At 73.6% G+C, this 21534-nt stretch carries 18 protein-coding genes; 11 read left to right on the top strand and 7 right to left on the bottom strand.

Annotation, left to right across the window (positions count from 1 at the left end; all coding sequences use genetic code 11):
• Nucleotides 1-19: 19 nt before the first annotated feature.
• Entirely contained in the window at nucleotides 20-1129 is a 1110-nt protein-coding gene (locus AB0J12_RS32550; protein ID WP_363268194.1) for a PP2C family protein-serine/threonine phosphatase, read from the top strand.
• Here AB0J12_RS32550 and AB0J12_RS32545 read toward each other — a convergent pair.
• Nucleotides 1086-3401, bottom strand: a complete 2316-nt coding sequence (locus tag AB0J12_RS32545) for an MMPL family transporter (RefSeq protein WP_363268193.1) — start codon at nucleotides 3399-3401, stop codon at nucleotides 1086-1088. The genes AB0J12_RS32550 and AB0J12_RS32545 overlap by 44 nt on opposite strands.
• A 279-nt stretch (nucleotides 3402-3680) precedes the next feature.
• Here AB0J12_RS32545 and AB0J12_RS32540 point away from each other — a divergent pair, with 279 nt between their 5' ends.
• Nucleotides 3681-3887 (top strand): hypothetical protein, encoded by a 207-nt coding sequence (locus AB0J12_RS32540; protein ID WP_363268192.1) that lies wholly within the window; start codon nucleotides 3681-3683, stop codon nucleotides 3885-3887.
• Nucleotides 3888-3984: 97 nt separating this feature from the next.
• Here the strand turns inward: AB0J12_RS32540 and AB0J12_RS32535 are convergent, their stop codons facing one another.
• Complete coding sequence (locus AB0J12_RS32535) at nucleotides 3985-4461, bottom strand: DUF5709 domain-containing protein (protein ID WP_363268191.1); 477 nt, start codon at nucleotides 4459-4461, stop codon at nucleotides 3985-3987.
• Nucleotides 4462-4789: 328 nt separating this feature from the next.
• Here AB0J12_RS32535 and AB0J12_RS32530 point away from each other — a divergent pair, with 328 nt between their 5' ends.
• Both AB0J12_RS32530 and AB0J12_RS32525 read left to right on the top strand, forming a co-directional pair.
• Nucleotides 4790-6262 (top strand): APC family permease, encoded by a 1473-nt coding sequence (locus tag AB0J12_RS32530; RefSeq protein ID WP_363268190.1) that lies wholly within the window; start codon nucleotides 4790-4792, stop codon nucleotides 6260-6262.
• Nucleotides 6263-6277: 15 nt separating this feature from the next.
• The gene (locus AB0J12_RS32525; protein WP_363268189.1) at nucleotides 6278-7237 is read left to right on the top strand and encodes a hypothetical protein; all 960 of its coding nucleotides are present in this window, start codon (nucleotides 6278-6280) and stop codon (nucleotides 7235-7237) included.
• 15 nt (nucleotides 7238-7252) lie between these two features.
• Here AB0J12_RS32525 and AB0J12_RS32520 read toward each other — a convergent pair whose 3' ends face one another.
• From AB0J12_RS32520 to AB0J12_RS32510, 3 genes are all read right to left on the bottom strand, one after another.
• A complete protein-coding gene (locus AB0J12_RS32520) occupies nucleotides 7253-8731 on the bottom strand; it encodes a hypothetical protein (RefSeq protein ID WP_363268188.1) in 1479 nt (492 codons plus the stop codon).
• Nucleotides 8732-8935: 204 nt separating this feature from the next.
• Complete coding sequence (locus tag AB0J12_RS32515; protein WP_363268187.1) at nucleotides 8936-11275, bottom strand: glycoside hydrolase family 65 protein; 2340 nt, start codon at nucleotides 11273-11275, stop codon at nucleotides 8936-8938.
• Nucleotides 11272-12012 carry a beta-phosphoglucomutase family hydrolase gene (locus AB0J12_RS32510; protein ID WP_363268186.1) on the bottom strand — a complete coding sequence of 247 codons (741 nt, stop codon included), beginning with the start codon at nucleotides 12010-12012 and terminating at the stop codon, nucleotides 11272-11274. Before AB0J12_RS32510 ends, AB0J12_RS32515 begins: the two co-directional genes overlap by 4 nt.
• Nucleotides 12013-12096: 84 nt before the next feature.
• On the opposite strand from AB0J12_RS32510, the gene AB0J12_RS32505 reads away from it, so the two are divergent.
• Both AB0J12_RS32505 and AB0J12_RS32500 read left to right on the top strand, forming a co-directional pair.
• On the top strand, nucleotides 12097-12741 hold the full coding sequence (locus AB0J12_RS32505) for a nucleoside/nucleotide kinase family protein (RefSeq protein WP_363268185.1): 645 nt from the start codon (nucleotides 12097-12099) through the stop codon (nucleotides 12739-12741).
• A gap of 197 nt (nucleotides 12742-12938) precedes the next feature.
• Nucleotides 12939-14486 carry a phospholipid carrier-dependent glycosyltransferase gene (locus AB0J12_RS32500; RefSeq protein WP_363268224.1) on the top strand — a complete coding sequence of 516 codons (1548 nt, stop codon included), beginning with the start codon at nucleotides 12939-12941 and terminating at the stop codon, nucleotides 14484-14486.
• Nucleotides 14487-14964: 478 nt separating this feature from the next.
• Here AB0J12_RS32500 and AB0J12_RS32495 read toward each other — a convergent pair whose 3' ends face one another.
• The gene (locus AB0J12_RS32495; protein WP_363268184.1) at nucleotides 14965-15363 is read right to left on the bottom strand and encodes a DUF3662 domain-containing protein; all 399 of its coding nucleotides are present in this window, start codon (nucleotides 15361-15363) and stop codon (nucleotides 14965-14967) included.
• 14 nt (nucleotides 15364-15377) lie between these two features.
• On the bottom strand, nucleotides 15378-15572 hold the full coding sequence (locus AB0J12_RS32490) for a hypothetical protein (protein WP_363268183.1): 195 nt from the start codon (nucleotides 15570-15572) through the stop codon (nucleotides 15378-15380).
• Between the two features lie 138 nt (nucleotides 15573-15710).
• Here AB0J12_RS32490 and AB0J12_RS32485 point away from each other — a divergent pair, with 138 nt between their 5' ends.
• The 5 genes from AB0J12_RS32485 to AB0J12_RS32465 all read left to right on the top strand — a co-directional run bounded on the left by AB0J12_RS32485 (nucleotide 15711) and on the right by AB0J12_RS32465 (nucleotide 21527).
• Nucleotides 15711-16628 carry a MurR/RpiR family transcriptional regulator gene (locus tag AB0J12_RS32485; RefSeq protein WP_363268182.1) on the top strand — a complete coding sequence of 306 codons (918 nt, stop codon included), beginning with the start codon at nucleotides 15711-15713 and terminating at the stop codon, nucleotides 16626-16628.
• A gap of 276 nt (nucleotides 16629-16904) precedes the next feature.
• Complete coding sequence (locus tag AB0J12_RS32480) at nucleotides 16905-17270, top strand: hypothetical protein (protein ID WP_363268181.1); 366 nt, start codon at nucleotides 16905-16907, stop codon at nucleotides 17268-17270.
• Between the two features lie 495 nt (nucleotides 17271-17765).
• Nucleotides 17766-20075, top strand: coding sequence for a SpoIIE family protein phosphatase (locus AB0J12_RS32475; RefSeq protein WP_363268222.1), 2310 nt, complete (start codon nucleotides 17766-17768; stop codon nucleotides 20073-20075).
• Between the two features lie 83 nt (nucleotides 20076-20158).
• Nucleotides 20159-20935: a TetR family transcriptional regulator gene (locus tag AB0J12_RS32470; RefSeq protein WP_363268180.1), complete on the top strand. Its 777-nt coding sequence runs from the start codon at nucleotides 20159-20161 to the stop codon at nucleotides 20933-20935.
• A gap of 160 nt (nucleotides 20936-21095) precedes the next feature.
• Nucleotides 21096-21527: a zinc ribbon domain-containing protein gene (locus tag AB0J12_RS32465; RefSeq protein WP_363268179.1), complete on the top strand. Its 432-nt coding sequence runs from the start codon at nucleotides 21096-21098 to the stop codon at nucleotides 21525-21527.
• Nucleotides 21528-21534 lie beyond the last annotated feature (7 nt).

Genomic DNA, 21534 nt, shown 5'->3' with positions numbered 1-21534 from the left:
GTCGTAGGAGCGTGGGGGTGTGGCGAGGCTGCGTGGTGCGGTGGCGGGCCGGGAGCAGGACCGGCGGGGCTGGCTGCGCGGTGCGCCGCCCCCTCCGTGGGTGCGCGTGCTGCCCGTGCTGCTGATCGCCGGTGTGTGCGCGGCCTCCCTTGTCACTCCCGAGGCCCAGGACATCGGCTTCCTGCTCGGCGCGATCCCGCCGCTGGCCGTGCTGTCGTACGGGCCGATCGCCACCGCGGTACTGGGCGGCGCGGCCCTCGCCGTGCTCAACATCCCCGTCTTCCATCTGAACCGCCCCGGCAACACCGACCTGCTCACCCTGTCCTTCGTCGCGGCGCTGAGCATCTTCGTGTCCTTCGTGCGCAGCCGCCGCGACGCCCAGTTGGACCTGGAGCGCACGGTCGCCGAGGCCGCGCAGCGCGCCGTCGTGCCGCCGGTGCCGGAGCGGGTCGGGACGGTGCGCTGCACGGGGCTGTACCGGGCGGCGGAGCGCGGCACGCTGGTCGGCGGCGACTTCTTCGACGTCCGCAGCGGGCCGTACGGCGTGCGGGCGGTCCTCGGCGATGTGCAGGGGCACGGCCTGTCGGCCGTCGCGACGGTGGCCTCCGTGCTGGGCGCCTTCCGGGAGGCGGTGCTCGACGAGCCGGACGTGGAGTCGGTCGCCGCGCGCCTGGACCGGCGGCTGGTGGTGGACTCGGCGCGCACCGAGCACGCGGAGTTGTTCGCGACGGCCGTGCTGCTGGAGTTCGCTGCGGACACGCGGGCGGTGCGCGTCGTGTCCTGCGGTCATCCGGCGCCCCTCCTGCTGCGCGGCGGCACGGTCACCGAGGTGCCGGTGAAGCCGTGGACGCCGCTCGGCCTGGGGCTGGCCGACACGCGTCCTCAGGCCGGCGCGGCGGTGCCGTTGCTGCCCGGCGACCGGCTGCTGCTGGCCTCGGACGGGGTGCTGGAGGCGCGGGACGAGGCCGGTGAGTTCTATCCGCTCGAGGAGCGGCTGGCGGGTTTCGCCGAGGCGGGCCCGGACACGCTGCCGGGGCTGGTCTGGGCCGACCTCGTGCGGTTCTGCCCCGAGATCCGCGACGACGTCACGATGCTCGCCCTCGCGCCGATGCCGCCGGACGCCCGCTGACGCCGTCCGCCTGTCCGGCCGACTCACCCTCGGCGTCGATGTGCGGCATGATCCGGTCCAGCCAGCGGGGTGTCCACCAGGCGTGCTTGCCGAGCAGGGTCATCACCGCGGGCACCATCAGCAGCCGCACCACGGTGGCGTCGATGAGCACGCTGACGGCGAGGCCCAGACCGAGCATCTTCACCACGATGTTGTCGCTGAGGATGAACGCGGCGAACACGCTCACCATGATCAGTGCCGCGCAGGTGATCACCCGCGCGGTGATCTCCAGGGCGTGCGCGACCGAGGCTTTCGCGTCCCCGGTGTGCAGCCAGGCCTCGTGGACGCGGGAGAGCAGGAAGATCTCGTAGTCCATGCTCAGTCCGAAGATGATCGCGAACATCATCATCGGCACATAGCTCTCGATGGGCACCTTGCCCGAGACGCCGAGCGCCGGCCCGCCCCAGCCCCACTGGAAGACGGCGACGACCACGCCGTAGGAGGCGGCGATGGACAGCACGTTGAGCACGGCGGCCTTGACGGCGACGAGCAGTCCGCGGAAGACGGCGAGGATGATCAGGAAGGCGAGGGCGACGACCACGCCGATGATCAGCGGCAGCCGGCTGGAGACGATGTCGCGGAAGTCGACCTGGGCGGCGGTGGTGCCGGTGACGTAGCCCTTGGCGTGAGTGCCGGCGACCGCGTCGGGCAGGGTCGTGTCCACCAGCCGGTTGGTGAGGTCGGTGGTGCCGGCGTTCTGCGGGCTGTACTTGGAGTAGACGGTGCCGATCAGGACGTCGCCGTCCGTGGTGGGGGTCAGCGGGGTGACGGTGGCGGCGCCCGCCACGGCGTTCAGGGTCTTCTGCGCCTGGGAGGACAGGGCCGAACGCTGGTCGCTGGGTACGCCGCTCTGGTCGATGACGACGGTGAGCGGGCCGTTGGAACCGGGTCCGAAGGCGTTGGTCATCAGGTCGTAGGCGCGGCGGTCGGTGAAGGAGGTGGGGTCGGCGCCGTCGCCGATGTGGCCGAGCTGGAGGGAGAAGACCGGAATGGCGAGGACGACGACGGTCACCACGCCCGCGGCCAGGTAGTACCAGGGTCTGTGCTCCACGCGCTGTGCGTAGCGGTGCCAGGTACCGTGCGGCACCGCACCCGGGGCGGCATCGGTCTCGGCGACCGGCCGGCGCACCCGGTAGCGGTCGATGCGTTTCCCGATCAGCCCGAGCAGCGCAGGGACGAGGGTGAGCGCACCGAGCACCGCGGTGACGACCGTGACGGCGGCGGCGAGTCCCAGCTTGCCGATGAAGGAGACGCCGGACGCGTACAGGCCGGCCAGGGCGATGATCACGGTCGTGCCGGAGACCAGGACGGCGCGTCCGCTCGTCGTGGCGGCGCCGCCCGCGGCCCGCACCGGATCAGCGCCGTCCATGAGATGTTGCCGGTGACGGGTGGTCAGGAACAGGGCGTAGTCGATGCCGACGCCCAGGCCGATCATCGTGGCCAGGGTCGGGGAGACGGTGGCGAAGGTGAACGCGGCGGCGAGCAGGCCCAGACAGGCCAGACCGCCGATGACGCTGATCAGCGCGGTGATCAGGGGCAGGCCCGCGGCGATGACGCTGCCGAAGCCGACCAGCAGCACCACGATGGCCACGGCGAAGCCGATCAGCTCGCTGACCCGGTCGTCCGCTGGGGGCCGGGCGAGTTCGCCGAGCGGTCCGCCGTACTCGACCTGCGCGCCGGCCGAACGCAGGGGCTGGACGGCGGAGTCCACGCCGTTCAGGTAGTCGTCGCCGAGCGTGGAGGGCTGCACGTCGAAGCGGATGGTGATGTACCCGGTCTTTCCGTCACTCGACAGTGGGCCGACACCGCCCTGCGGCGGCTTGCCCTGTGTGGAGCCCGGGGCGGTGAGCGGGTTCTGCGCGGTGAGGACGTGTGGCAGTTTCTGCAGGTCGCCGACCGTCGTGGACATCTGTGAGCCGAGCGCCGTCAGGGACTTGCTGCCGTCGTGCAGGACGATCTGGCTGCCGTAGCCGCCGGCCGCCGGGTCGTGCTCCTTGAGAACGGTCAGGCCCTGCGAGGACTGCACGCCGGGCAGGGAGAAGTTGTCGGAGTACTCGCCGCCGAAGCTGCGGTTGAGCACCTGGAGCGCCCCCAGGGCGACGAGCCAGGCCACGATGACGACGACGAAGTGCCGGGCGCACCACTCCCCCAGCCCGCGCAGTCCCCCCGCGGCCGACGCGCCCCCTGACGCGGCGCGTCGGTGTCCCCCACTGCGTTCCCGGGTGCGTGCCATGGACCCGACCCTTCCTCGCGTACGCCGGGTGGGGTGCTCGACCTCTCCCGTCCGACCTTTCCCATTAGACGTCGGGGGCCACAGCGCGGCATCCCGGATGATCGGCACGGGGAGGGTTACGACGGGCGGCACCGCGGTACTCCGGCGGCACGAGAAACGGCTGCGGCCCGCGTGCCCGCGCCGTCCGGATGCAGGGTGCGCCGGATGGATGAATGGTGAGAGTGGACTCGTTGCGCGCACCGGGTCGTCGCAGCCGTCCGGACCGGAGGGAGCACTGCCATGCCGACACCACAGCCCGAGGCGTCCAAGCCGTCCGAGGACCGGGCCACTCCCGACAGCCTGCTGCACGCCCGCACCGGTACCGACGTCTCCGCGGAGGACGTCGTGCTGGCCGCGGGCCGTGACATCACTCCGCGCAACCTGGAGTGGGCCAAGCGCAAGCTGGACCGGGAGGGGCCCGCCGCGCTGGACAAGCTGCTGCCCTGACGGGCCGGACGCTTCGAGCCGGGACCGTGCCGTGGGGCGGTCTCCTCGCCGTCGAGGAGACCGCCCCACGTCGTGTCCCGGTGGGAAGAGGTATCGGTCAGCTCTCCGTCACGTCGTCGTCGACGATGTGCATCGCGGCCTCCTCCGCGCCGGCCGCGCCCGCGTCGATGCCCTTGTCCGCGGCGACGGCGTCCTTCTCGGTGTCTGGCCGCACACCCTCGTCGGGTGCGACAAGACGCCCGGCGCGGTCCGCTCCGGCCTCCGGGTCGACGGGTTCGCCCTCGCCGCCGGGCAGGTCGCCGATGGCGTCGCCGGCGGGCGGTTGCACGTCCGGCTGCTCCTGGGCGAGCCGCTGGTCGAGACTCTCCCCGTCGTGCTGCTCGGCGGCGGTGGTGCCGTGCTTTGTGACGCCGAGCGGCTTCTCCGGGGGCGAGTAGCCCTCGTCCAGGGTGTCGTCATAGGTGCGTTCGCCGACGGCGTCCTGCATGTCCAGGGGCGCGGCGTCCTCCTGCTCCTCGTTGCTTCCGGTGGGCTGGTAGGCGTCGTCGGCCATCGGTTCGGGGCGGGTGCCCATGCTGCCTCCCTCGGGTGCCGTGTCGCCTCGTGATGTGCGTGTGGCGTGATTGCGTCTGCCTGTTCCGCGTTTCCCGTTCGGCCGGGTCCAACCCCCTTGGCCGGTGGCCCGCCTGCACCTTCGGGGGCGTCCTGGCGCGCCGAGGGCTGCCGCTATCATCACTCGCACACTCCGCGTGACCGTCCGTCCACGCACCGGCGTACGGTCCCGCCGGCTGCGCGGTCGCCGCGCCCCCCGGGGCTCCCCACGGGGCCGCGGCGGCACCCCCCACCCCCCACGTCGCCGGTGCCGGTCCACCCGCGCGCCGGCACGAGCGAAAGCAGCGACCATGAGCAACAGCGGCGGCAGAGGGCTGCAGGCCGGTGCCCTGGGCATGACGGACACCGTGGTGATGGCGGTCGCCGGCAGCGCACCGGCGTACTCGCTGGCCGCGACGACCGCGGTCCTGGTCGGCGCGGTGGGGCTGGCGGCCCCGGCCGCTCTGCTCTACTGCGCGATACCGATGCTCGGCATCGCGCTGGCGTTCAGCCGGCTCGGCCGCCTCGACGCGAACGCGGGCGCCGGCTACTCGTGGGTGGGCCGGACGCTGCATCCCTTTCTCGGGTTCCTGAGCGGCTGGGCCCTGGTGGTGTCGGCGACCCTGTTCATGGTGGCCGGTTCGCTTCCCGCCGGATCGCTGACGCTCGCCCTGTTCGACCCGGGCCTCGCGGACGACACCGCGCTGTCCACGCTGGTCGGCGCGGGCTGGTTCCTGCTGATGCTGGGCGTGGTGCTCGGCGGCGCCCGCCTCACCGCGCGGGCCCAACTGCTCATGTCCGGTGTGGAGCTGGCGATCCTGGTGCTGTTCGCGGTCCTGGCGCTGGGCCACGTCGGACAGGCCCGGTCCTTCGACTGGTCGTGGTTCGGACTCGGCCACTTCGACGGCGTGTCCGGGTTCGCCTCCGGGACGTTGGTGGCCGCGTTCTCCTACTGGGGCTGGGACGTCACCAGCAACCTCAGTGAGGAGACCCGCAACAGCCGCCGTACGGCCGGTCCGGCGGGGCTGATCGGGGTGGGTGTGGTGTTCGTCCTGTTCGAGGTGTTCACCGTCCTGGTGAACACACTCCTCACCCCCGAGCGGATCGCCGCACACGGTGCCGACGTGCCGGCCGCGCTGGGTGAGGTGATCTGGCCCGGCTGGGGCGGGAAGCTGCTGACGGTCGCGGTGATGCTGTCCACCATCGCGACGCTGGAGACGACGCTGATCCAGGTCACGCGGTCGCTGTTCGCGATGGGCCGGGACCGCACCATGCCGGCGGCGCTGGGCCTGGTGCACCGCAGCTGGAACACGCCGTGGGTGGCGATCGCCGTGGTGGGCGCGGTGGCGCTGGTCCTGTTCGTCGCGTCCACGGCCCTCGGCACGGTGGGTGAGATCCTCGCCGACGCGATCCGCGCCATCGGCCTGCAGATCGCCGTGTACTACGGTCTCGTCGGCGTGGCGGTCGTCGTCGCCTATCGACGGACGCTGCTGTCGTCGCCGGGTGCCTTCCTGCTGAACGGGCTGTGGCCGCTGCTCGGCTCGGCGTTCATGTTCTGGGTCTTCGCCGAGTCGCTGGCCGAGCTGAGCGGCGCGGCGGTCGGGATCGGGCTGGGCGGGCTGGCGGCCGGGCTGGTGCCGATGCTGTGGTACTGGCGGCGGGGCAGCGAGTACTACCGGCCGGCGAGACTCGACGCCTCGCGCACGGTGGAGACGGACTACGTCCCGGCCGCCGGCCCGGCCCTGGCGCCGGGCGGTTTCGAGGGCCTCCCCACGGACTTCTGAGGGGGAGGCAGGACGATGACGCGGGAGCGCTTCACGCCCGACTTCGACCCCGACTGCGGCGACGCCGCCCTGACCTCCGCACGCCAGGACGTCGTCATCGGCCGCTGGCAGGGGCTGCGCGCGCTGCTGCGGGCCACGGGCCCCGACTGGGCGGTGCGCGGACACCGGGTACGGCTGCTGGCGCAGGCCTGCGCGGACCGTTCGACGGTGGAGACCTGGCTGGCCGCCGAGCCGCGCAGCGCCGACGCACTGGTGCTGCGAGCCGCGACGGAGACGACGCGGGCCTTCAAGGTGGCCATCGCCGCCGGGCGGGGCGTGCCGATCGAGCAGCGGCGCATCGACTCGGCCGTGTCGGCCTGCCACGCGGCGACGGAGGCCTGCCCGCAGGACCCGACACCATGGGTGTCGCTCGTCTCGGTGGCCCGGCTGTACCCGTCCGGGGTGCGGCGGCGGGAGCTGGCCCGCTGGTGGGACGAGCTGCACCGGCGCGACCCGTACAGCATCGAGGGGCACCTTCAGGTGCTGCACTACTACTCCGCGCGCTGGCACGGCACCCACGGCATGATGTACGACTTCGCCCGTGACGCCGCCGGGGCGGCGCCGCCGGGTTGCGCACTGCCGGTGCTGGTGCAGTACGCGCGGGTGGAGGAGTACCGCTACGCCCTGGACGCGGCCCGGGGCCGGACAGCCGCCGTCGCCTCCGGTGAGCACTGGAGCCACCCCGGCGCGGTCGCCGACGTGCGGCGCAGCTGGCAGCGCTGGATCGCCGAGCGCGGGAGCACCCCCGTGACACCGGCCGAGCTGCGGGATGTGCACCATCTCGCCCACGCGGCGTGCCTCGCCGGGTGCGCGGACATCGGCGCCGCGCTGCTGCGGCTGGTGGGCCGGCGCGCGACCCGAACGCCGTGGTCGTGCACCGGGGACCCGGCCCGTCAGATCACCCGGTGGCGGCGAGAGCTGGGGGTGGAGGGTTAACGCGTGTCGTGTGGATCATCCCGGCGTGGCGGTGGGCGCCAGGTAGATCCGCAGCGTGCTGAAGCGGTGCGGCTGCCAGGTGCGCGCGTAGTCGGCGGGTGCGCCGCCCGGGGGCGTGAGGTGGGCGGTCGGGACGTGGTGCGCCGTGCGGGTGATGCCGGCCGCGGTGGCGTTCGCGTTGGGTCCTGAGATGGCGGCGGAGGCACAGCCGGCGTAGTAGGCGATCGGCAGGGCCTCGTGGCCGGTGACCAGGCAGGGCGGGTGCACCCCCAGCCGGTGCAGCTCGGCGGCGGTACGAGCCCACGCCCGGTGCTGCGCGGTGGTGCGGCGCACGGTGTGGCTCAGGACGGCGTACTGCACCGCGAGGTGCCCGGCGAGCGCGAGCACCGCGGCCGCCGTGAGCAGCGGGCGCGGACGCCCGCGGGGGCCGGTCAGCAGGGACAGCAGGGCGTCCGCGACGGGCAGGGACAGCAGGGCGTACGCCGGGAGGAGGAACCGGGGGGCGGCGTAGCCGATGAGGAACAGGTACGGCACTGCGGCGGTGACCGCGCAGGCCAGCGGAAGCAGCGTGGGCAGCGTGCGCCCGGCCCGGACGGCGACGGCCAGGCCGGCGGCGGCGAGCAGCGGCAGGGCGCACCACCACAGGGCCACCGCCGGGTGCGGAGCCGGTACGTCGCAGGGGCGGCACAGGGTGCGTCCGTCCAGACTGCGCAGCTGGTCGTCGACGGCGAGGTGCAGGCCGAGGCCGCCCTGGAGGCGGGAGCCGTCGGCGAGACGGCGCAGCAGGCCCCCGTAGTCGGCGTACGCCTCGATCACCCACTGCGCTGCACCGGCCGCGAGGCCCGCCACCAAGGCGAGAAGCGGTCGCCACCGCCGTCTCGCGGCCCCGAGGACGAGCAGCGGGGCGGTGGCCCAGACGGCGTCGGTGGGCCGCATCAGCGCCATGAGAGCGGCCGCGGCCCCGACGCCGCCCAGGGCCCACCGGTCGGCCGGGTTCCGCCACCCCCGCAGGAAGCAGCCGGCGCAGGCCAGCGCACCGACGGCGACCCAGTAGTTGGGCATGGCCTGCGGGGCGTAGAAGAGCGTGACCCACAAACCGGCGAACAGTGCCCCGGCGGTGGCGAGCACGCGGACGGGGAACAGGCCCCGCCAGGCGCGCAGCGCCAGGTACAGGGCGAGACCCGCGAGGACGGCGAGGTAGCCACGCAGCAGCGACGTGGACGACGACCAGGACGCGACGGGCGCCACCAGCAGGCTGACACCACGCGCGCGTGGCGCGCTGAAGTACGACGCGGGGGCGTGGGCGGAGACCTGGCTGACGTACACGGTCTCGTCCCAGCCGAGGCCCATCGACGGGTGGACGAGCAGCAGCTGGGCGAGCGTGAACAGACCGGCCACGACGGCGAGCGGGCCGTCCGTCCCGGCCGGCGCGGGCGGGGCCGAGGAGGCGACGGGACGCCGGGCGGGCCGGGTGCGGTGCGCGCTGTCGGCCATCGCCGGCCCTTCCCTGCGGTCGCTGGGTCCGCGCGCGGACTCGGGCAACCGGCCGCGCGTGCGGTGATCAGCGCCAACGTAACCGGCTGCGCCGCCCGGGGCCCGCGGGGCGCGGCCGGGCGGAGGACAGCGCACAGTGCTGCGGCCGCCGGCCTACGGGCCCGCGCCTCGCGCGCGACGCCGGGATGATCCAAACGCCAGGGCCTAGCGGGCGTTCGGGGCGCGGTGCTGGGGCTGCTCGGGCTCCGAGCGCCGCGGGGCGGGCGGAACGGCGCGCACCGTGGGGCTGTCGGTGGACAGGGTCACCTCCTCGCCGTGGTGGCGGATCGTCAGCGGCGGCCCCGACAACAGCGTGTAGACGGCCTTCTCGGGACCGATCTCCACGCGCAGGCAGCTCTCGCGCAGCCGCAGGTGGAAGGCGAGCCGGCTGAAGTGTTCGGGCAGGCGGGGCGCGAAGCGCAGGCTCTCGCCCTCGCGGCGCATGCCGCCGAAACCGGCGACCAGGGCCGTCCAGGTGCCGGCCAGGGAGGCGATGTGCAGTCCGTCGCGGGTGTTGTGCTCCAGGTCGGCCAGGTCCATCAGCGCGGCCTCGGCCGTGTAGGCGTAGGCGAGGCGCATATGGCCGGCGCGGGCGGCGACGACGGCCTGCACGCACGCCGACAGCGAGGAGTCGCGCACGGTCAGCGGCTCGTAGTAGGCGAAGTTGCGGGCGATGTGCTCCTCGTCGAAGAAGCCGTCGCAGGTGTACATGGCCAGCACCAGGTCCGCCTGCTTGATGACCTGCTTGCGGTACAGGTCGAAGTAGGGGAAGTGCAGCATCAGCGGGTACTGGTCGGCGCGGGTGCCGGCGAAGTCCCAGCGCTGGTAGCGGGTGAAGCCCGCGTGCTGCTCGTGCACGCCGAGCTCGTCGTTGTAGGGGATGTTCATCGCCGCGGCGGCGTCCCGCCAGGTGGCCGTCTCCTCGTCGTCCACGCCGAGGCGGGCGGCCTGCTCGCGGTGGCGTTCGGCGGCGTCGGCGGCGGCCAGCAGGTTCTGCCGGGCCATGAGGTTGGTGTAGGTGTTGTCGTCGCAGACCGCGCTGTACTCGTCGGGCCCGGTGACGCCGTCGATGTGGAAGGCGCCGGTGGAGTCGTGGTGGCCGAGGGAGCGCCACAACCGGGCGGTCTCCACGAGCAGTTCGAGGCCGGTCTCCCGCTCGAAGGCGACGTCGCCGGTGGCCGCCACGTACCGCACCACGGCGTCCGCGATGTCCGCGTTGACGTGGAAGGCGGCCGTGCCGGCCGGCCAGTACGCGGAGCCCTCCTGCCCCTCGATCGTCCGCCACGGGAACGCGGCGCCGCGCAGGCCGAGTTGGGCGGCGCGCTCGCGGGCCGCGTCCAGGGTGTTCTGCCGCCAGCGCAGGGCCTCGGAGACGGCGCTGGGCGCCGTGTAGGTGAGCAGCGGCAGCACGAACATCTCGGTGTCCCAGAAGGCGTGCCCGTCGTAGCCGGACCCGGTCAGGCCCTTGGCGGGGATGGCGCGCTGCTCGGCGCGGGCGCCGGCCTGCAGGACGTGGAAGAGGGCGAAGCGGACGGCCTGCTGGATCTCCTCGTCGCCGTCGACCTCCACATCCGCGGCCGCCCAGAAGTCGTCCAGGTAGGCGCGCTGCTCGTCGAGCAGGCCCTGCCAGCCGCTGTGGTCGGCGGCCGCGAGGGCGGCCTCCACCTGGTCGCTCATCGCGGGCCGGGAGCGGGCGCCGGACCAGCCGTGCGCGACGAGCTTCTCCACCCGCAGCCGCTGTCCCGGCTCCAGCACGGAGGTGACGGTGAACCGGGCCACGTCGACGTTGGACTCGCTGCTGGTGGTGCGCTCGGGTCCTTCGACGCGGTGGTCGGCGGCCACGGCGACGCGCAGGCCGCTGCGCCGGGTGCGGTGCACCAGCCGCAGCCGCGGGCCGGATGCCAGGTCCTCCTCCGGCTCCAGCGGCGACTTCAGGGCGCGGGCGGCCCGCGGGTCGCCGTTGGGGTCGGGCAGGCTCTCGTTGGCGACCAGTTCGGACTGGATCACCACGCGGGCCCGGCAGCCGACCGGTTCGACCTCGTAGGCGACGGCGGCGATCGCCCGCTGAGTGAGGGAGACCAGCCGGGTGGAGCGCACCCGGATGGTGGTGCCGGCCGGGGACGTCCACTCGCAGACGCGTTCCAGCACGCCCCGGCGCAGGTCGAGGGTGCGCTCGTGGGAGACGAGCCGGCCGTAGCGCAGGTCGAAGGGTTCGTCGTCGACGAGCAGCCGCAGCACCTTGCCGTTGGTGACGTTGATGGCGGTCTGCCCGGACTCCGGGTAGCCGTAGCCGGCCTCGGCGTACGGCAGCGGGTGCAGCTCGTAGACGCCGTTGAGGTAGGCGCCGGGCAGGCCGTGCGGCTCGCCCTCGTCGAGGTTGCCGCGCCAGCCGACGTGCCCGTTGGACAGGGCGAAGACGGACTCGCTCTGCGCGAGGAGGTCGAGGTCGAGGGAGGTCTCGCGTACGGCCCACGGCTCGACGGTGTACGACCGCTCGGTGATCACGCCTGTCCTCCCAGCTCCGCGAGGTCCTTGACGACCCGGTCCGCGCCGTGCGCGTACAGCGCGTCGGTCTGCCCCACGCGGTCGACGCCGACGACGTATCCGAACCTGCCCGCACGGCCGGCGTCCATGCCGGCCAGGGCGTCCTCGAAGACGGCGGCTCCCGCCGCCTCGATGCCCAGGTCGGCTGCCGCGGCCAGGAAGGTGTCGGGGCGCGGCTTGCCGGGCAGGCCGCGCTGGACGGCGACGACCCCGTCGATGCGCACGTCGAACAGGTGCTCGGCGTCGATGGACTTCAGCACGTCCAGCGTGTTGGCGCTGGAGGACACGATGGCGGTGCGCAGGCCCTTCGCCCTGACGGCCTCGATGTAGCGCAGCGTGCCGTCGTACGGCTCGACACCCTGGGTGCGGATCTTCTCCAGCAGCAGCTCGTTCTTGCGGTTGCCCAGACCGTGCACGGTCTGGGCGTCGGGCGGGTCGTCCGGCGAGCCCTCGGGCAGGTGGATGGAGCGGGAGGCGAGGAAGGTGCGCACGCCGTCGGCGCGGGGCCGGCCGTCCACGTACTGGTCGTAGTCGTCGTCGCTGAACGGCTCGGCGTCCGCGCCCTGCCGTTGCCGCAGGAACGCGTCGAACGTCTCCTTCCAGGCGGCCGCGTGCACCACGGCCGTCTTGGTGACGACCCCGTCGAGGTCGAAGAGGCATGCCTGGATGTTGTCGGGCAGACCGAGATCCGTCGTCATACCTGACACGGTTCCCCACACAGCGGCTCCTACGGGGTGTCACACGCCACAGGGCGCCGTCCGAGGAGTGGCACACTTCGCTGCGTGCCGACCTTCGACGATCTGCTGACCCGGGCCCGCGCCCTCGTCCACGCCCGTCCCGCGCGCGCGGTCCTCGGCATCGCGGGCAGCCCCGGCGCGGGCAAGACCACGCTCGCCGAGCGGCTGGTGCGGACGCTGAACGACGGGGACGAGCCCTGGGCGGTGCACGTGCCCATGGACGGCTTCCACCTCGCCGACGTGGAGCTGGACCGCCTCGGCCGCCGTCACCGCAAGGGCGCGCCGGACACGTTCGACGCGGCCGGCTATGCGTCGCTGCTGCGCCGGCTGCGGGACGAGAACGAGGACGTCGTGTACGCACCGGGTTTCGAACGGGTCCTGGAACAGCCTCTCGCCGGTGCGATCCCCGTCCCGCCGACCGCCCGCCTGGTGGTGACGGAGGGCAACTACCTGCTGCTGGGGACCGGCGCCTGGGCGCGGGTGCGGGCCGCGCTGGACGAGGTGTGGTTCTGCGAGCTGCCCGAGCCGGAGCGCGTGCGCCGCCTGATAGCCCGGCACGAGGAGTTCGGCAAGGGCCACGAGGAGGCGGTCGCCTGGGTGGGGGGCACGGACCGGCGCAACGCCGACCTGGTGGCGGCCACCCGGGACCGGGCCGACCTCGTGATCACGATGACCTGCCTCCAGGGGTGAACCGCGGCGGCCGGCCGGCCGTATCCCTGGGCGCGGCGGAAGGTCCGGCGTACGGCTCCTGAGGGGGTGGCGCCCGCGCGGGGCGGCACATGGCGACGAGCGAGCGGCAGCGGGTGCGCGAGACGCCCGCGCGGGAGAGTCCTCGGGGCGGGCGGCGATGGCTGGTGCCGCTGGTCGTGGCCGTGCTGCTCGGGCAGATGGCCGTCGCGATGGTCACGACCGCCGTGCAGCAGACGCCGACGGTCGACGAGCCCGTCTACGTCGGCGCCGCGGCCGTCTATCTGCACGAGCACAGCCTGGAGATCAATCCGGAGCATCCGCCGCTCGGCAAGCTGGCGATCGCCGTGGGCGTGGCGGCCGCCGGGCCGCACTTCGACGCCTCCTTCACCGGCACCCAGCAGCAGGTCGGGCAGCATCTGCTGTACCGGTCGGGGAACGATCCGTGGCGGCTGATGTTCTGGGCGCGGCTGCCGGTGATCGTGCTGACGCTGCTGTTCGGCCTGGTCGTCTTCGCCTTCGCCCGGGATCTCGCCGCGCCGCCGGCCGGCCTGGTGGCGCTCGGGGTGTACGCCTTCTCGCCGGACGTGATCGCGCACGGCTCGCTCGCCACGCTGGACGCGCCCGCGGCCGGGTTCCTGCTGACGTCGGTGTGGCTGTTGTGGCGGGCCAGGCGGCTGCCCCGGCGGTACCTGCCGCTCGCCGGGGCCGCTCTGGGTGCGGCGCTGGCCACCAAGGCGGCGGCGCTGCCGGCCGTACCGGTGCTGATGGTCCTGGCGGCCGTGTCGGCGTGGCACGCGTGCGGGGCGCACCGGCGGCGGGCCCGGCTGCTGCGAGCGGCGGGCGGGGCGCTGGCCGTGGCCCTGGTGGCGGTGGCGGTCGTGTGGGCGGCGTATCTGGTGGTCGATCCGCGGCTGCGGTGGTCGCCGCAGCAGCACGTGCCGGTGGTGCACGGACTGCGCGGGCTGCTGGTGCGGCTGCTGCCCCTCCCGCAGGCGTACCGGGACGGGCTGCGCATGCAGTTCGCCTTCGAGAACCAGCCTTGGCAGGGGTTCTTGTTCGGGCGGCTCTACACCGGGTCGCTCTGGTACTACCTGCCGACCGCGCTGCTGGTGAAGACGCCGCTCGGCATGCTCGTCCTGTGGGTCGCGGGCGTGGTCGCGCTGACCGCGCGGCGCCGGCTGCGGGCCGCGGCGCCGTATCTGCTGCTGCCCACGGGTGTGCTGCTGGCGGCGGCCATGACGGGATCGCGGGACCTCGGCACGCGCTACGCGCTGTTCGTGCCGGTGTTCCTGGCGGTGGCCGCGGGCTGCGCCCCGGTCCTGCGCCGGCGGTGGGCGGCCGCCGTGACCGCCGCGCTGGTGCTGTGCGTCGCGGTCAGTTCGCTGCGGGCCTTCCCGTACTACCTGCCGTACTCCAACGAGGCGTTCGGCGGTCCGGCGCAGACGCATCTGCGGCTGCACGACTCCAACGTCGACTGGGGGCAGGATCTGGGCCGGCTCGCCCACCGCCTGCGCGAGCGGTATCCCGGGGAACGGGTGTGGCTGGTGTACAAGGGCAGCGGGGTGCCCTCCGCCTACGGCATCCACGCGGCGAACCCGCTGCGAGTGCCCGCCGGGGACGTGCACGGGCTGCTGGTGGTGTCCGACTCCGCGCTCGCCAAGGCGCGGGGCCGGCTGGCCGCGCTCGTCGCCGGCAGCCGGCCGGTCGACGAGGTCGGCCACTCCATCACCGTGTTCCGGCGGTAGGGCGTCCCCGCCCAGGGCCTGTCGTTCGGATCAATGCTGGCGTCGCGGGGCCTGGCACGCTCGAACCGAGCTCACGCGGGGGCACCCCATCGCCCCCGCGCGGGTCGGCTCAGAGGCACCGTGTCCTGCAGCCGGTACACCTAGTGACCTGAGTCAGAGATTCTTCGTCAGATCGACGGCCACCAGCCGGATGCTGTGCGGCTGCCCGGCCCGGCCCGGCCTGCTGGAGTCCGGCCGCCGGCACGCCAGGCAGCTCGCGATAACTACCCGAAAATCTCCGACTCAGGTCACTAGCCCCTGTCCTTTGGATCAGGCCGGCTGTGAGGCGCGGTGGCTTTCGGCCGCCCCGAGCGGGGTCTGGTGCGTGCAGCTGCAAGGCGGAGGAGGGCGCCAACGCGGTGGGGGTCCCCCCTGCTCGAAGAGCTCGGGGGAGTGCTTGCCAGACCCCGCGACGCCGGGATGATCCAAACGACAGGGCCTAGTGCGCGGCCTCGAACCCCTCCGCGCTGACGTGCTGCATCACCGTGCTCGCGATCCGGTAGCGGCCGTTGGGCACGTCGCGGGAGCGGGTGATGTGCACGGTCAGGGGGCCGGCCCACTCGTAGCCCTTGCGTTCCGCGTGCCGGACCAGACTGTCGGCGAGGTCCTGGCCGACCCGGCTGCCGTGGCGGCTCAGTTCGTCGTGGACGGAGGCGTCGAGCTCGACGTCGTAGGCGTTGGGCACGACGACGAGGTTCTCGCTGCACACGACGGCGTTCTCGTCGCACTCACGGCGCAGGGCCGCGAGCAGTTCGACCGGTTCCCGGCCGATGACGCGTTCCCACAGCGCCTCCCAGCGCTGTTCCAGGGCGCGTTCCAGCCCGCTGAGGGCTCCCATGGATGTCCGCCCCCTCACTTCTCCTCGAAGTCGTCCGGCCGCACCTGGGCCTCCTCCATCGCCTCGCGCAGGGTGCGCCCGCTCGCGCCCTGGTCCCTCGTCGTGGCGCGCTGCTCCTTGGGCCCCTGCGCCTCCTGGGACGGGCCCCGCGTCTTGAGGGTGTCGTCGGTGGTGCCGGTCTTCGCCCGGTTCTCCTCGGGGACGGTCATCGTGTACTGCTCCTGACATGTCGTCGCGGATCGTGTCCCGCGTCGGGTTCCCGGTGGGCGCCGGGCTATCCATACGCCCTGTTCACCACGGTGAGTGAGCTATGTTGAAGCACTGTGGGAGACAAAGGAGACGCACCCGTGCCATCGCCGCAGCAGGCACGCGCACAGGCATCGGCGATCACTTCCGGCAAGACCGCGCCGGAGGTGGAGGCGTCCCCGACCTCCCAGCTCAGGTCGCTCTTCGACCAGCCGCGTCTGTCCCCGGGGCAGCGGCGCATCGCGCAGTACCTGATCGAGCACATCACCGAGGCCGCCTTCCTGTCGATCACCGACCTCGCGGAGCGGGCCGGGGTCAGCCAGCCGTCGGTGACGCGGTTCGCGGCTGCGGTCGGCTTCAGCGGTTACCCCGCGCTACGGGAGCGGTTGCAGACCATCGCGCTCGGCACGCTGGCCGGCGGCCCCGCCGAGGTGAACCGCAGCAACGAGCTGCAGGCCGCGGTCGACGCCGAGATCGAGAACCTGGAGAACCTGCGCCGCGACTTCGCCGACCCCGACCGGGTGATCGAGGTGGGCCGCAGCCTGTCGGAGTCGGCACCGCTGACCGTGCTGGGGCTGCGCATCTCCTCCTCGCTCGCCGAGTACTTCGCCTACGCGGCCCGCCGGATCCATCCCGACGTGCGGCTGGTGACGATGGGCGGGAGCGTCGCGTACGACGCGCTGCTGCAGTCCCGGGAGGCGGGCGGAACCTGGGTGCTGGCGTTCTCCATGCCCCGGCACGCGCAGGAGACGCTCACGGCGGTGCGGGTCGCGCGGCGCGCTGGGCTGAGGGTCGCCCTGATCACCGACCTGGCGCTCGGGCCGGTCGTGGACGAGGCCGACGTCACCTTCGCGACGGGGACCGGCTCCCGGCTCGTGTTCGATTCCTACGCGGCGCCCGGGGTGATGGCCGCCGCGCTGCTGCAGGCCATGACGGACGCCGGTCCGGAGCGCACGCAGGGCCGCCTCGAGGAGTACGAGCAGGTCGCCGAGGAGCACCAGTTCTTCCTGCGGGACTGAGCCGCGGCGCTGCCCATACCGGTGCACAGCGGGAGAACCCGTCGTAAAGCGCGCATGAATGTTTTCATACGTCTTGCAAAGCGGACGGCATATATAAATACTGCTCGGGGCCGTACACCGCCCCCTCGGCCGCCGCCCCCTACCCGCGACGGCGAGGGGCAGTCCGGTCGGGCGTCTCACCTGTGCGAGCGCCCGTGGCGGCTCCGGTCATCCCCTAGGCCGGGGCCGCCCCTCCCCCCTCTTGAACCACCGCACCCGACGCCGGAAGCGACGATCATGGCCCTGACGACGACGCGCATCAGCCCGGACTGGCCGTGCCAGGTGAAGACCCCCGGCTCCTACGACTGGGAGCGCTCGGCCGTGCGGTGGCTGCGGGAACTGGTGCCGACGCGTTACGCCAGCTACCCGGCGCTGATCCGGCACCCCGTGCTGCTCGCCCGGCACGCGCAGCTCCAGGTGCAGCAGGAGATCCGCGTCGCCCGCACCGCCCTGCAGACCGCCCGCGCCGACCTGCCCCGGCTCGGCCTGCCGGAGTCGGTCATCGAGCACACGATCAAGCTGTACGCGGCCGAGGTGATGCAGCTGCAGCACATCGCCCGCAGCGTCCGCGCGGTCACCGAGGCCCTGACGGGCCCCCGCTGAGGCCACGGACGGCCCCTGGCCCCGGCACGCGCCCCCGGCGTGCGGCCTGGCGCTGCGGCGTGGCGCCGCGGCGTGGCGCCGCGGCGTGGCGCTGCGGTGAGCACCTCCCGGTCCCGTGAGCCCCCGGCGGATCTCCCGCTGGGCCACCCACTGGGCCCGGGCGTTCCCCGGCGCCGAGGGCGTCGCCCGGCTGCGGCTTGCGGACGGCCGGTACCGCTTCCCTGCCGTGCCGTGCGGTGCCCCGCCCTGCCGCGCTACAGCGGCCGGCCAGAGCCTGATGTGCCTGGTGATGCCCCTGGTCAGCCGTGTGCCGCGCCGCCGGCTGTGTCCCCCGCCGGGCCGGTGAAGCCGATCAGGTCCCCCTGGACCGTGAGCGAAGCACCGCTCCTGTGCAATGCTCAAAGCGTGACGAGCGAACCGGCCCTCCCGGCGGAGTCCGGAAACGTGCCCGACCTGGCCGCCCTGAGCCGGGTCGTGGCCCGTCAGCGTGCCGAAATGGACCGGCTGCACGACATGGCCGCGACCTCGGCGGTGCTGGAGCGGGCCAAGGGTGCGGTCATGGCGCTGACCGGCTGTTCCCCGGAGACGGCCTACGAGGAGCTGATGTACCGGGCCAAGGCCGCCGAGCGCACCCTGCTGGAGGAGTGCTGGATCACGCTGGGCACTCTCGCGGCACCGCCACCGCCACCGCCACCGCGCCCCGCGCAGACCCGGCGGTCCGGCGCCGGGAGCGACGACCTCGCCGAGCCCCCGGAGGAGGCGCCGGCGCTGCGCGACGACGCCACCGCGCTGGCCCGGCTCGGCCGCGCCTTGCTGCGCGTGCACAGCCCCCAGGGCCTCGCCGCGGTGCTGCTGCGGCAGCTGCGGCGCCGCGTGGACGCCACCGCGATCATGATCTACCAGCGGCCGCACGCCGGCGGCCTGGAGCTGATCGGGCAGGCGGGCCTCGACGAGCTCACCGCCAGCCAGTGGCACCATGTGCCGCCGCTGCCCGGAGTGGCCGCGCGGGACAGCCTGGAGGCGCAGCAGGAGCAGTGGCTGGAGGACCTCGAAGCGGTCGGCCACACCCATCTGCTCATCGGGGACCCGCCCGAGCGATGGCCGTCCCGCGCCTGGCTGCCGGTGTCGGTCGGCGGCCGGGCGAACGTGGTGCTCGGCGTCCTGTGCGGACGCACCGGCCCGTTCACCGAGTCCGACCGGACCCATCTGCGGGCGGTCGCCCGGCTGTGCGCCGGCCGGCTGCGGTCGCTGGACGCCCCGCGCGAGCCCGCCGTCGACGCGGCCGCCGACGTCGTCCAGGGTGTGTTCGAGACGCTGCCGGGTGCCGCGCTGCTGCTGACGCCGCTGCGCTCGGCGTCCGGCGAGGTCGAGGACTTCCGTATCGACGCGGCCACCCCGCAAGCCGTCGACGCCGTCGGCCGCACCGGACGCGAGCTGGTCGGTCTTCGGCTGCTGGAGTACCGGCCGAGCGTGGCCGGTGAGCCGCTGTGGCAGGGCTGCCTGCGGGTGCTGGCCACCGGTGAGCCGTACGAGGGTGAACCGCTCGCCCAACGCGTGGTGGCGGGCGGCGTCACCGAACTGGTCACGTCCGCCCCACGCGTCGCCCGCCTGGGCGCGGGGCTGGTCGTGAACTGGGTCCGGCACGACCCCTCCGACCGGCAGGAGCAGCGGCTGGCGGACGTGCAGCGGCTGGGCAACCTGGGCTGGGCTAACTGGAACCTGGTCACGCACGAGGCGACCTGGTCCGCCCAGACCTTCACCGTGCTCGGCCGGGACCCCGCGCGCGGACCGGTGCGCCTGGCCGAACTGCCCTCGCTGGCCGTACCCGAGGACATGCCCGCGCTGGCCGGGGCGGTCGGGCAGCTGCTGCGGGACGGACAGCGTTTCGACGTTCCGTTCCGGGTGCGCACACCCGACGGGATACGGCATCTGCGAGTGGTCGCCGAGGCGGTGGCCGACAGCAGCGGCGCCCCGGTGGAGGTGCACGGCTTCGTGCAGGACCTCTCCGCGCGGCGCAACGCCGAGCTCGCCCTGGTGGAGAGCGAGCGGGCGATGCTGACGCAGCACGGTGTGCTGCAGGCCGAGCGCGCCCTCGCCACCCGGCTGCAGCACGCCCTGCTGCCCCTGCCGCGCACGCCGGTCGACCTCGCCGGGCTGCGTGTCGAGATCGCGTATCTGCCCGCCCAGTCGGGGCTCAGCGTCGGCGGCGACTGGTTCAGCGCCGTGCGACTGCCCGACGGTGACGCGCTGTTCGTCGTCGGCGACGTAGCCGGTCACGGGATCGACGCCGTGGCCACCATGGCGCAGCTGCGCTTCACCGCCAAGGGCATGATCAGCACGGGGTCGTCGCTGACCGGGGCGCTCGCCCGGCTCAACCGGCTGCTGCTGCACTCCCGCGATCCGCACGGCACCGCCACCCTGATCCTCGCCCGGTACCGGGCCGAGGGCCGGCGTCTGGTGTGGGCGCAGGCCGGACATCCGCCGCCGATGCTGCTGCGCGACGGCCGGGCGCGCCCCCTGGAGCGCCCCGCGGGCATGCTGCTGGGGGCCACCGACGCGCCGTACTACGAGGAGGCCGAGTGCCGGCTGCGGCCGGGTGACCGGCTGGTGCTGTACACCGACGGGCTGGTCGAGCGGCCGGGCGAGTGCATCGACCTGGGTCTCGACCGGCTCGCGGCGGCGCTCGGTTCGCCGGCGCCGGACCCGTCGGGCACGCTGGCGCCGCTGCTCGCCGCGCTGCTGGAGGGCGAACGGCGGGACGATGTGTGCGTGGTGGACATCCGGGTGCCGGAGGACTCCGGCTGAGCCCGGGGAGAAGCGCGGCACTCAGTTCCCTGGGTGGAGGGTACTGAGTGCCAAGATGACCTCCCAGGTGTTACGTTCCGTGCATGAGCTCCAGCAGTGCCGCCTCCGGGCGTGAGGACAAGACGGAGGCCGGCGCGCGGCCGCCGATCCGGGAGGCGCTCGTCGAGGCGGCCTTCCGGCTGTTCCTCGAACGCGGTTACGAACAGACCACCGTGGACGACATCGTGACGCTGGCCGGTGTCGGACGGCGCTCGTTCTTCCGCTACTTTCCGTCCAAGGAGGACGTGGTCTTCCCCGACCACGAACGCTGCCTGACGGACATGACGGAGTTCCTCGCGGCGAGCGAGGAGAGCGACGAGCCGGTGCGGCGGGTGTGCGACGCGGCCCGGCTGGTGCTGCGCATGTACGCCGAGAACCCGGCCTTCTCCGTGCAGCGTTACCGGCTCACCAAGAAGGTGCCGGGGCTGCGCGCCTACGAGCTGTCGGTGGTGTGGCGCTACGAGCGGGCCCTCGCGGAGTATCTGCGCGACTGCTTCGCCGGCCGGCCGGACGGCACCCTGCGGGCGGACGTGATCGCGGCCGCCGTGGTGGCGGCGCACAACAACGCGCTGCGCTCGTGGCTGCGCTCGGCCGGGAAGGGGGACGCGAGCGCGACGGTGGACCACGCGCTCGGCTATGTGCAGGAGGCCTTCGGCGGACGGGCCCGGCCCGCCGCCACCGAAGGGGACCAGCCCTCTCCCGCCGCCCGGAACCCCCTTGCCGCCACGTCGGCCGACGACGTGGTGGTCGTGGTCTCCCGGCGGGACGCCCCGCTGTGGCGTGTGGTGCAGGAGATCGAATCCACCCTCGGACGGGCATAGCCGGGCCTTCGTTCCCTTTTCGTGGTACGCAGTGCCTTTACGAGTGGCACTCAGTGCCATACGCTGAGGGCGTGCACGGTCCTCCGGTGAACCGGGCACACGCGTGTGCGGGCTGCCCCGCCCACGCCGGATTCCGGCCTAGTGCAGGGAGTTGAGCCGCGTGTACCACCACTCAGGAACCGCCGTGTCCCCGGTAGCCCGCTCCGCCACGGGTGTCCTCGACCATCCCACCGCAAGTCCCGGGACCGCCGAGGCGCGGGACGCCCTGCTCTTCCAGCGCTGCACCTGGTGCGGCACCGCCATGTACCACCGGGTGCTGTGTCCCGTATGCCGCGGCAGCGACCTGCGCACGGAGCGCAGCGAGGGCGTCGGCACGGTCCGCCACTCCACGGTGGTGCACCGCAACTCCCCCGCCGCGCGCAACGTCTCCCTGGTCGAGATGGCGGAGGGCTTCGTCGTGCGGGGCCGGGTGATGGGCCCGCCCATCGGCATCCACAGCGGTGACCGGGTACGGCTGTCCACCGCCAAGGACCCGGTGCGCGGCGAGCCGGTCTTCCAGCTGGTCGACGAGCCGTACCGGGCCTGGACCTGACGGCCGG

This window comes from Streptomyces sp. NPDC049915 (assembly GCF_040656475.1).
Classification (GTDB): domain Bacteria; phylum Actinomycetota; class Actinomycetes; order Streptomycetales; family Streptomycetaceae; genus Streptomyces.
The sequence above is the reverse complement of the archived record's forward strand: the minus strand, read 5'-3'. Positions and strand labels throughout refer to the sequence as shown.